Source organism: Gordonia otitidis NBRC 100426 (assembly GCF_000248075.1).
In the GTDB taxonomy this organism is placed as follows: Bacteria; Actinomycetota; Actinomycetes; order Mycobacteriales; family Mycobacteriaceae; genus Gordonia; species Gordonia otitidis.
The window spans coordinates 1-557 of record NZ_BAFB01000126.1; the positions used below are offsets into that span (position 1 = coordinate 1).

Genomic DNA, 557 nt, shown 5'->3' on the forward strand with positions numbered 1-557 from the left:
TGTAGGGAGGGCGGAATGTCGTGGTGCCGGCGTCGTTGACGTCGACGCCGAGCAGTTCCGCGACGATGCCCGACGTGACGATGCCCGACGTCTTGCCCTGGTCGTGTGCCGTGCCGATCGTGGTGTAGCGCTTGACATGCTCCACCGAGGTCATCCCGGCGCCGAGAGCGCGGCTGACGTCGGCGAGTGTCGCGTCGCGTTGGAGGTCGACGAAGGAGATCGAGGCGTCGGCTTCCGCAACACGCCAGCACACGTCGGTCGCGGCCGGCGTGCGTTCGCCGACGTGCGGCACCGCGCGCAGTTCGGGAGCCACTGCTCCGAGCGCGCGGACGGCGGAGAGTCCTGCCCGTCGCCCATCGGCGAGACACGAGGCGACGGTGAGCATTCCGGCTGCGGCCCCGGCGATGTCGGTTGTCGGCAGCTCTCCTGTCGGTAGGAAGGCGGCTGCGGATGCATCGAAGGTCAATGCCCCACGGAGCTGACTCCACAGGTGCGCTGCGGGATTCCAGCCCCCGGACACCAGGACCGTGTCGCACTCGATCGATGTTCCGTCACGC

Annotated in this window: 1 pseudogene; it reads right to left on the minus strand. The window is 68.9% G+C overall.

What is annotated here, in order from left to right:
* Positions 1 to 557 (minus strand): annotated as a pseudogene (locus tag GOOTI_RS13095) (ferredoxin); the annotation flags it as partial.